The organism is Pseudomonas sp. PA-4-8C (assembly GCF_021606625.1).
Taxonomy (GTDB): domain Bacteria; phylum Pseudomonadota; class Gammaproteobacteria; order Pseudomonadales; family Pseudomonadaceae; genus Aquipseudomonas; species Aquipseudomonas lactis.
On the sequence record NZ_WKCD01000458.1, the window covers coordinates 1 to 2,383 of the forward strand.

Annotated in this window: 1 protein-coding gene; it reads right to left on the reverse strand. The window is 59.7% G+C overall.

The features are described 5' to 3' along the window. Positions 1-2,383: Ig-like domain-containing protein (locus GIW04_RS29885; RefSeq protein ID WP_236479546.1), on the reverse strand; the 2,383-nt coding region annotated here is incomplete at both ends.

The following is a 2,383-nucleotide window of genomic DNA, read 5'->3' on the forward strand; positions in this document are numbered from 1 at the left end:
GGCCTTTGTCATCAAGGACGACCGCTTCGCCGACTGGCTTGCCGTCCTTGTCTTGCAACTGCACGGTCGAACCGGGCTTGCCGGTGACTGGCAATTCGCCTTTTTCGACATCGACTACACCTGGCAGCGGCTTGAGCAGCGGAACGTCAACGGTTGCGACCGGCGACTCTTTGCCATCGTCCTTGGCCACAATACCTACCGACTCACCGCCCACTTCCTGTGGCAGCTTGATTACGCCCTGCCCTTTGTCATCAAGGATGACCGCTTCGCCAACGGGCTTGCCATCCTTGTCTTGCAACTGCACGGTCGAACCGGGCTTGCCGGTGACTGGCAATTCGCCTTTTTCGACATCGACTACACCTGGCAGCGGCTTGAGCAGTGGAACGTCAACGGTTGCGGCCGGCGACTCTTTGCCATCGTCCTTGGCCACGAGGCCTACCGACTCACCGCCCACGTCCTGTGGCAGCTTGATTACGCCCTGGCCTTTGTCATCAAGGACGACCGCTTCGCCAACGGGCTTGCCGTCCTTGTCTTGCAACTGCACGGTCGAACCGGGCTTGCCGGTGACTGGCAATTCGCCTTTGTCCGCATCGACCACACCGAGCGCAGGTTTAAGCAGTGGAACTTCAACCGCGGTAGACGCAGGCGAATCCAAGCCATTGGCCTTCTGCACCGCAGAAACCAACTGCCCGCTGGCGGTTGATGGAACTTCGATGTGGCCTTTGCCCTGGCTGTCCAGTGTCACAGGGGAACCGACCGCCTTGCCCGTGCTGTCCTGCAACTGCACGGTTGCACCCGGCTTACCAGTGACCGGCAACTCACCTTTATCCGCATCGACCGCACCCAATACCGGCTGGAGCAGTGGCGTATCAATAAACTCGTCAGGAGACTCGCGTCCCCCGTCCCTGACCAATGCCTTGAGTCTCTCCCCGCCCATGTCCTGGGACAGAGGCAGTGTTCCCAGCCCATCGCTGTCGAGCAGGATACGACCAACGATCACACCTCGAGAGTCAGAGACCTCCGCCGTGGCACCAGGCATACCCACCAGATTCAACGCATCGCCAGCGTCATTGATCGATAAGTCCGGGCCGAACAGCGGTACTTCAACCGCCGAGGAATACTCTGACACTCTCGTATCAGGCAACTTGCCGGCGCGTTCCGTTGGCTCATCGTCGGAAAGGCTACGTTTAGAACGCGAACTGGCAATAGCAGGTGCGGACTGCGTGGCAACAATCCTCTGGCCACTGGCATGGCCCGGCAACTTGATTGTGCTCGCACCCGATGCGTCAAAAGGGCCCGACCTGTAGAGCAGGCCTGTCTCTTCGTCAACTATCTCGAAGTTCCCACTGGGCTTACCCGCAACCACAACTTTTCGAGTTTGCTGGTCGACCTCGCCCAGGGTAGGCGTCAACAGGGGAATAGTCAGCGCTGTCGGCACGGACTCAAGCCCTTTGGCGGACTGAGTCATCGCAATGTTCTTGTCACTTAGGCGTGGATCGAGTTCGATCACCGTTTCGCCTTGCTCATCCAGTACGACAGGCGCTCCTATCGCCTTACCCTGCAGGTCTTTGAGTTGAAGAGTTGCACCCGCTTTACCCGAAACCTCCAGGATATTGTTCTTTGGATCAACAGCGCCAAACACCGGAGCGAGTAACGGCAAATCAATCGCCGCAACCGGCGACTGCTGGTCATCGACCTTGGCCACCACTCCCATCGTCTCACCGCCCACCGTCTGAGGCAGGGGGATGATCCCCTGCCCCGTTTGATCCAGCACCACAACCTCACCCACCGGTTTGCCGTTGCTGTCTTGCAACTGTACGGCGGCCCCGGGTTTAGCGCTGACCGGCAGCTCGCCATGCTCGCTGTCTACCACCCCGAGGATGGGTTTAAGCAAAGGAATATCAATGGTCGCGGCTGCCGACTGCTTACCCGCCGATTGGACTACCACACCAACCACTTCTCCCCCTGTGCTCTGGGGCAGCTTGATCACGCCCTGTCCCTTGTCATCCAGGAGCGCCGGTTCACCGACCGGCTGGCCATTTTTGTCCTGCAACTGCGCGGTCGCGCCAGGTTTCCCCGTGACCGGCAGCTCGCCTTTGTCCCTATTGACAATACCGAGGGTCGGCTTGAGCAGCGGCACCTCAACGGCTGTGGAAGGCCGCGACTCAGTGCCATTGACCACCTGCACGGCAGAGACGCTTTGCCCGCTCGCAGTCGTATCGAGCGGGAACTCACCTTTACCCTGTTCGTTCAACATCACGGGCTCACCCAGCGGCTGACCTGTGCTGTCCTTCAACTGCGCGGTCGCACCAGGCTTGCCGGTAACTTCGACCTTGCCGGTCTGCGGATCGACTTCGCCTAACGTTGGCTGCATAGGTGGCAC